Below are 7,508 nucleotides of genomic sequence, written 5' to 3'. Positions count from 1 at the left end.
CTGGCTAGAGAGAAGGGAACGGAGCCTGGCGGTAGCGCAAGCGTCCATGCCTCCATGACGTAGCTGGGCGGCGGAAGGGATAATGTTTTTTGAAAAATATTTTCAATCCCCTGCCGCTGGGAAAACCGGGATCAGCTGAAATCAGCTGAGCAGCACGATGCCGCCTGGCAGACTGGTCATTTGCGCGCCGTACAGGTCGCGTATCATCGCCAGCGCGCCATCGGTTTGCCCGATGGAAAAACGCATGCGCACGAGGCGGCGGCCCAGCTCGGCATTACGCAGCACGACACGGCCCGGACGGTAGCGGTTGATTTCATCGACGACGACGGCCAGCGGCTGGCCGACGAACGACAGCGCGCCCGTGCGCCACGCGTTCGCTTCGCCCTTTGGTGCGGCCGTGGCCGCCTGCACGCCCCGGTCGTCGTAGACCAGTTGCTGCCCCGCATCGAGAGTCTGGCGGCGCTGTTGCCAGACGACGTCCACGGCGCCCGCCAGGCAGGTGACGCAAACGGCATCGTCCGTGTGGCGCACATTGAAGCGGGCCGACTGCGCCAGCAAGCGCCCCGCGCCCGCCACCACCGTCACGGGCTGGCGCGCGCCGCTGGCGAGGATTTCCGCCTCGCCGCCCAGCAGCTCGATCGCTTCCGGCGCCCGCACATTGATGCGCGTCTGCGTATTCATCTGCACCGTCATCTGCTGCGACAGGGCCACTTGCCGCTGCTCGCCCGTGCCCGTGCGGTAGTCGGCGCTCCATTCCTGCAGCGAAGGCCAGGCGCCCAGCGGTGGACGCAAGGCCAGCACGGCCACGCCGGCCGCCAGCGCGCCGCCCAGAAAAGCCCGCCGCCCGGGGCGCACCGGGAACGCCAGCACATTCTCCCGCTGTGGCGCAGCGGCGGCGCGGGTCAGGGCGGGATCGAGCGCCTGCCACAGCTGTTGCAGTTCGCGCCAGGCGCGCGCATGCGCAGGGCTGCGCGCGCACCAGGCGCGCAAGGCGTCGGCGTCGGCCTGCGTAAAATCGTCGGCACGCAGCCGCGCCCACCAGGCAGCGGCTTGCTGGCCGATGGCCGTGTCGGCAGGTTCAAAAACGTCGCGTGGATCGCGGTCAGGAGCAGTCATGGGATTCATCAATATTTACGGCGGCCCGACACATCGCTGCGCTGGGCGGCATCGGCATCGGCCATGCACGTTTTACAGTGTTGCATGGCGGCCTGCAATTCTTTCTTCACCATCGCCACGGAAATGCCGAAGCGCTGGGCGATTTCCGCGTTGAGCATGCCGTCGATGCGCGCCGCCGTCAGGATGGCGCGGCGGCGCGGCGACAGGCCTGCCAGGGCCGCGTCGAGCGCCTGCACGTCGAGCCGCGCCGAGACGATGCGCGCCGGGTCGCTGATGTCGTCGCCGGCCTCGTCGGCCATGTGCATCAGCTCTTCGCGTTCGCGCTCGGTGACGATGATGCGGTCGCGGCGATACGCGTCGGTGGCGATATTGGCCGCCATGCGCAGCAGATAGGCGTCGGGATTGTGGACGGGCGCGGCAGCGGGGCCAGGCGCCACCATCGCTTCGAGGCGCAGCCAGGTTTCCTGCAGCGCATCGGCCGCATGGTGCTTGCAGCCGACCACCCGTTCGAGGCGCCAGCGCAGCACGGCATAGCGCGAACTGAGATGGCGTTTCAGCCTGGTGCGCAGGTCGGGCATGCTCATGGCGCGTTGCTACCCAGCATGCTGGAGGCGCAATCGACTTCGCTGCCCGGCCCTTGCGGCAGCAGCAGGATGGAAACGGGCTGCGGCATCGACGGCAGCGGCGCCGCGCCCACGCGCATGCCCAGCACCACGCGAGCGATGGCCGTGTCGCGCGCGCGCAAGCCGGTGCTGTCGAGCAGGTGCACGCGGTCCACCACGCCGGCACGGTTCAGATACAGCTGCAGCGCCAGGCGGTAGCCGCCGGGACGCGTCTGCGCCGCGCGGCACAGCAGCCCCAGCAGTACGTGCTGCAAGCGGCTCACATAGGCCGCATGGTCGCCGCCGCCCTGCGTGGCACCCGGTATGTCGGCGGCGGCCACGACGGCGGCCTGCGGCAAGTCCACTGACACAGCGGCCGTCCCCGCCGGGGCATACACGATGACGGCTTGCGCATCGGACAGGCGCGATTGCAGGCCAGTACCCTCCAGCAAGGATTGCAGGGCCGCGCCGGCCGCATGGGCGCCGCGCACGGCGGCTGACTGGCGCTGCGCGTAGCGCTGGTCCATCAGCACGGCGATGCCCGTGCGGCGGCTGTACAGGTCCAGCGCGTCGCCGAGGTTTTGCGCGGCGATATCGAACTGCAGCACGGGGCCATCGGCCGGCTGCGCCCGTACGGGTCCCACCGCGGCCAGGAAACCCAGCAGTACCAGGTATCCGGCCAGCGCTAGCACATGAACGGATGCCGGGCTGCCTGTCATATCGCTATCGTGTCGCTATCGTGTGAGGGTGAAAATATGCGGAAACGAGGTATTGCCAAGTGATAATTCTTGTATCAACTGCAATAGCCTACACACAAAAAATGACGGCTTCGTGACATGGCCAGCGTGCGCAAATTTCGCCATGCGGGACGTCTGGCGCGGCAGTGATTTCGGCTACACTGGCTGTCACTTTCCCTTTCAGACGCCTGATGATCGAAAAGAATCTGCCCGAGCTGGTCATGCTGAAGCGCCTCATCGACGAGGGCGGCAGCCACCTGGAAGTGGCCGCGCCCTGCAGCATCGCCATGGATGGACGCGAGTTTCCCGTGTACTCAATTGCGCTAGGCAATCCGAGTCCCGACGTGCCCGTGCTGGGCTTTTTCGGCGGCATTCACGGCCTCGAACGCATCGGCACGCAAGTCATCCTGTCTTTCCTGGAAAGCCTGGTCGCGCGCCTGCGCTGGGATGCCACCCTGCACCAGCAGCTGGAAAGCATGCGCCTCGTGTTCATGCCGCTGGTTAATCCGGGCGGCATGTGGCAAGCCACGCGCTGCAATCCGCAGGGCGTGGACCTGATGCGCAATGCGCCGCTGAGTGCGCGCGAAAAAGTGCCGTTCATGCTCGGCGGACAGCGCTACAGTGCCCGCCTGCCCTGGTACCGGGGCGCGGCGGATGGCCCGATGGAGCAGGAAAGCCAGGCCGTGTGCGACCTGGTCGAGCGCGAACTGCTGTCGCGCCAGTTCAGCATCGCCCTCGATTGCCATTCCGGCTTCGGCTTGCGCGACCGCATCTGGTTTCCCCATGCGCATACCAAGGTGCCGATAGCCCACCTGGCCGAGATCAGCGCGCTGGAAGAGCTGTTCAGCCAGAGCTACCCGAACCACAACTATGTGTTCGAGCCGCAAAGCCGGCAATACCGCACGCATGGCGACCTGTGGGACTATCTGTACCTGAACGGCACCAGCTACAGCGGGCGCGTGTTCCTGCCGCTGACCCTGGAAATGGGTTCGTGGCTGTGGGTCAAGAAAAACCCGCGCCAGCTGTTCAACCGGGTCAGCATCTTCAACCCCACGGCCGCGCACCGCCTGCAGCGCGTGCTGCGCCGGCACCTGGTGTGGTTCGATTTCCTCATGCGCGCCGCCAGCAGCCACGGCCGCTGGATGCCGGAAGGCTTGCTGCGCAAGGCCCAGCGCCGGCGCGCGCTGGCGCAATGGTATGAATCATGAGCGGATCGTCCACCTGGGTCCTGCTGCGCGGCCTGATGCGCGAACAGCGCCACTGGGGAAGCTTTCCCGCCACCCTCGCGCGCGCCCTGCCCGGCGCCAGTATCGTCACGCCCGACTTGCCCGGCAATGGCACGCGCCACGCGCACGACAGCGCCACCCGCGTGGCCGCCATGGTGGAAGACTGCCGCCGGGAGTTGCTGGCGCGGGGCATCCCTACGCCCTACCACCTGCTGGCCCTGTCGCTGGGCGGCATGGTGGCCGTGGAATGGGCTCACCGCTACCCGCAGGAAATCGCCCGCTGCGTGCTCATCAACACCAGCATGCGGCCATATAGCCCGTTTTACCGGCGCCTGCGCTGGCAAAACTACGGCGCCCTGCTGCGCCAGCTGCTGCTGGGCAACCAAAGTAGCCAGGAAGCGCTGATATTGCGCCTGACCAGCCGCCGGCATGCTGGCGGCAACCCTGCGCTGCTGGCCGACTGGCTCCGTTTCCAGCAGGAATACCCCGTCAGCCGCCGCAACGCCTTGCGCCAGCTGCTGTCGGCCGCCCGCTACCGCGCGCCCCTCATCCACCCGCCCATGCCCGTGCTGGTGATGGCCGGCGCGCAAGACCTATTGGTCGACCACCGCTGCTCGCAGCGCCTGGCGCGCGCCTGGCAGGCCGATTGCCTGATCCACCGCGACGCGGGCCACGATTTGCCGCTCGACGAGGGGGCATGGGTGGCGCAGTCGGTGGCGCGTTGGCTGGGCGTGGAAACGACAAGCCATGACAGCACACACACAGCGCAATCATCATGCAGATAACGGAACAGCTGGCAGAACTGGTGCAAGCCGGCGTGCACGAACAGATTTTTCCAGGTGCGGCCTGGGCCATGGGCACCGTCCACCACGGCGAGGCGGGCGCGGCCGGGCGGCTCACGCCCGAGCCCGCCAGCGCCGCGATGCAGATCGGCACCCTGTTCGACATCGCTTCGCTGACCAAGATCATCAGCGTCTGGTCGCTGATCGGCAGGCTGGTGGGCCAGAAACGCCTGCGCCTGGACAGCCAGTTGGCCGACGTGTTGCCCGGCACGCAGGGGCATGCACTGGCGCCCATCACGATTTTCCAGCTGCTTACCCATACGGCCGGATTGCCGCTGCGCGCCCGCCTGCGCGCCAGCTATGGCGAGGTGTACGACGATATCGTGCGCGGCGTGCTGCGCGAACCGCTGGAAGGCACGCCGGGCCAGGCTGTCGAATACACGGACCGCGCCGCCCTGATCCTCGGCTTTGTCATCGAGCGGCTGCTGGGCATGCCCCTGGACCAGGCCCTGGCCGAGCATGTGCTGCGGCCGCTGGGCATGGCCGCCACGGGATTCGGCCCTGTGACGGCACGGCACGGCCAGCTGGTCGCGCCCACCGAGTATTGCGAGCAGGCGGGCGCCCACCTTTGCGGCGTAGTGCATGATTTTTCGGCCCGTCTGCTGGGCGGCGTATGCGGCATCTCCGGGCTGTTTTCCAATGTGCCCGACTTGCAACGCTTCCTGCGGGCCATGCTGGCGCCGGGCCTGCATGGCGCTGTACTCGATGCCGGCTGGGTGCGTGATTCGCTGACGCTGCAGACGGGTGCGCTGCAGCCGTCACGCGGCCTGTTCTGGCACCCTGCGGCAGGCAGCGGGCCGCAAGACGACGTCTGGTGTCACCAGGGTTTCACCGGCACGGCCATGTGGCTCAGCCCCCGGCGCGGCCGCTATGCGGTGCTGCTGACAAACAAGCTGTACTACACGCGCGATTCCGCCCGGGTCAACGAACTGCGGCGCGACTTCATGCGTTGCGCATTCGGCCTCTGAGGTTTACAGGCGCAGGCTCACCACGATGGCCAGCAGCAACGCGCCGGCCGCCGCCAATAATGCGCTGTTGAAACTGTGCGACTGGGCATACAGGCTGCCGGCCAGCACGGGGCCGATGATCTGTCCGATGCCATACACCACCGTCATGATGGCCATCATGTTCGAACCAAACTTGCCCGCCTTGACTGCCGCCCGCTGCGCGGCCGGCATGGCGATGGTCACCGTACCGACAAACGTGCCGCCGACGAGGATGGCGCTGAGCAAATAACCGGTGGCCGATGGGGCCAGCACGGGCAAGGCCACGCCCAGCGCCTGCAGCAGCAAGTTCAGCCGCAGCGCCTGGCGCGTGCCCAGGCGCTCATGCAGCCGGTACCACAGGAAACACGATGGCGCCGCGCCCAGGCCGAACACGGCCCACACATGGGCGGAATTCAGCCCGGGCAAGGCCGTCTTGACCAGCACGGGAAGATACGTGGCCGTGACGATGTAGCCGAGTCCCGCCAGTCCGTAGATCAGCACCAGCGGCCAGGGCGCCACGGGCGCCAAGACCGATGCGGCCGGTTGCGCCGGCGCATCCGGCGTTGCCTGGCCGCCGGCGGCAATGACGGGCGCGGCCGCCAGCCCCGCCAGCACGGTGACGCCGGCCAGCAGCAACCACATGCCCGCGCTGTGCCAGCCCAGCTGCGAAGCCAGCACCAGCAACTCGGCCGAGACGGCGATGCCGGCGCCCACGCCAGCGTACAGTAGCGGCGCGCCGCGCGCCTGCCGTCGTTGTTCCAGCAGCCACAGCGAGGCGGCCACCATGGCCAGGGCGCTGAACACGCCCGCCACGCCCCGCACCGTCACGAAGAGCCAGACGGGCATAGTCAAGGCCAGCACGCCCAGGCACAGGGCCGTGCCGGCCACCGACCATAGGCTCAGCCGGTGTGCGCTGTGGGCCCGCGCGCGCATGGCCAGGATGGCGCCCAGCAGATAGCCCGCATAGTTGGCCGAGGCGGCCAGGCTGCCGTCGCGCAAGCTCAAGACGCCTTCCTTGACCATATGCGGGTAGATGGCCGTGAAGGCGAAGCGGCCAAAGCCCATGCCGATGGCGAGGATGACGGCTGCGGCGAGGGCCGCGCGCAGCCTGGCCGGCGCACTCATCACGCCGCCTTGGCGACTTGCGCCAGCAAGTGCTGGAACGCGGGCACGTCGAAGCCCGCGCGCCACACCAGCACAGTGTCAATTTGCCCTGCGGGCAGCGTTGTCAAGGTGGCAGGCGCGTCGGACAGCGCCAGCACGCTGGCCGGCAGCAAGGTCACGCAGGCGCCGGCCGCCACGCAGGCGATCATGATGTGATACGAACTCAGCTCCTGCACCCGCCACTGCGTGCTGCCGGCCACGCCCAGCAACTCTTCCGCGATGCCGCGGTAGGTGCAGCCCTGCGGGAAGGCCGCCAGCGAGCGCGTGCGCACGTCTGCGGCATGCCGCACGGACGCTTCGCTGGCCGGCAGCAGCAGGCACAGCTCCTCGTGCCACACGGCCCTCGATGCCAGGCCCAGCTCCGCCAGGGCGGCGGCGCCGCCGAACGACGGCGGCAAGGCCACGAAGGCGCAGTCGAGCAAGCCCGTGCGCACCTGCTCGATCAGGGGGCGCGACGGCCCCGTGCTCAACTCCAGGCGCGTCCCCGGATAGCGGGCGTGATAGGCGGCCAGCAGCGCCGGCAAGCGGCTGGCCGCCGTGCTTTCCATGCTGCCGATGCGCAAGGTGCCCCCCTCGCGCCCGCCCGTGACGACGTGCCGGGCTTCTTCCTCCAGCGCAAGCAAACGCTGCGCATACTCGAGAAAACGCCCGCCCGCCGCCGTCAGGGCCATGCGTTTATTTGTGCGCACGAACAGTTCGGTGCCGATATCGGCTTCCAGTTGCTGGATGCGCGTGGTGACGCTGGACGGCGCGCGGCCCAGCCGGGCGGCGGCCTGGGTGACGCTCAGTTCACCGGCGACCGAGCAAAAAATCCGCAATGATTCCGACTCCATCG

Annotated in this window: 8 protein-coding genes; 3 read left to right on the top strand and 5 right to left on the bottom strand. The window is 68.1% G+C overall.

Translation table 11 applies throughout. The features are described 5' to 3' along the window. Positions 1-141: 141 nt before the first annotated feature. From JAB1_RS08030 to JAB1_RS08020, 3 genes are read right to left on the bottom strand one after another with little or no spacing between them, the layout of a single operon-like run. Positions 142-1,116, bottom strand: a complete 975-nt coding sequence (locus JAB1_RS08030) for a FecR domain-containing protein (RefSeq protein ID WP_070279411.1) — start codon at positions 1,114-1,116, stop codon at positions 142-144. A gap of 8 nt (positions 1,117-1,124) precedes the next feature. Next, on the bottom strand, positions 1,125-1,700 hold the full coding sequence (locus tag JAB1_RS08025; RefSeq protein WP_139144481.1) for a sigma-70 family RNA polymerase sigma factor: 576 nt from the start codon (positions 1,698-1,700) through the stop codon (positions 1,125-1,127). After that, positions 1,697-2,437 carry a hypothetical protein gene (locus JAB1_RS08020; protein ID WP_139144480.1) on the bottom strand — a complete coding sequence of 247 codons (741 nt, stop codon included), beginning with the start codon at positions 2,435-2,437 and terminating at the stop codon, positions 1,697-1,699. Before JAB1_RS08020 ends, JAB1_RS08025 begins: the two co-directional genes overlap by 4 nt. Positions 2,438-2,646: 209 nt before the next feature. On the opposite strand from JAB1_RS08020, the gene JAB1_RS08015 reads away from it, so the two are divergent. The 3 genes from JAB1_RS08015 to JAB1_RS08005 are packed head-to-tail and all read left to right on the top strand — an operon-like array spanning position 2,647 to position 5,491. Further along, on the top strand, positions 2,647-3,663 hold the full coding sequence (locus tag JAB1_RS08015; protein WP_070279409.1) for a M14 family zinc carboxypeptidase: 1,017 nt from the start codon (positions 2,647-2,649) through the stop codon (positions 3,661-3,663). Beyond that, the gene (locus JAB1_RS08010) at positions 3,660-4,466 is read left to right on the top strand and encodes an alpha/beta hydrolase (protein ID WP_070279408.1); all 807 of its coding nucleotides are present in this window, start codon (positions 3,660-3,662) and stop codon (positions 4,464-4,466) included. The genes JAB1_RS08015 and JAB1_RS08010 overlap by 4 nt, the downstream gene beginning before the upstream one ends. After that, a complete protein-coding gene (locus JAB1_RS08005) occupies positions 4,457-5,491 on the top strand; it encodes a serine hydrolase domain-containing protein (RefSeq protein ID WP_070279407.1) in 1,035 nt (344 codons plus the stop codon). Before JAB1_RS08010 ends, JAB1_RS08005 begins: the two co-directional genes overlap by 10 nt. Before the next feature lie 3 nt (positions 5,492-5,494). On the opposite strand, the gene JAB1_RS08000 is transcribed toward JAB1_RS08005, so the two are convergent. Further along, entirely contained in the window at positions 5,495-6,634 is a 1,140-nt protein-coding gene (locus tag JAB1_RS08000; protein ID WP_070279406.1) for a YbfB/YjiJ family MFS transporter, read from the bottom strand. After that, positions 6,634-7,506, bottom strand: coding sequence for a LysR substrate-binding domain-containing protein (locus JAB1_RS07995; protein ID WP_070279405.1), 873 nt, complete (start codon positions 7,504-7,506; stop codon positions 6,634-6,636). The genes JAB1_RS08000 and JAB1_RS07995 overlap by 1 nt, the downstream gene beginning before the upstream one ends. Positions 7,507-7,508: the final 2 nt, after the last annotated feature.

Source organism: Janthinobacterium sp. MP5059B, from assembly GCF_001758645.1.
In the GTDB taxonomy this organism is placed as follows: domain Bacteria; phylum Pseudomonadota; class Gammaproteobacteria; order Burkholderiales; family Burkholderiaceae_D; genus Janthinobacterium; species Janthinobacterium lividum.
The sequence above is the reverse complement of the archived record's forward strand: the minus strand, read 5'-3'. Positions and strand labels throughout refer to the sequence as shown.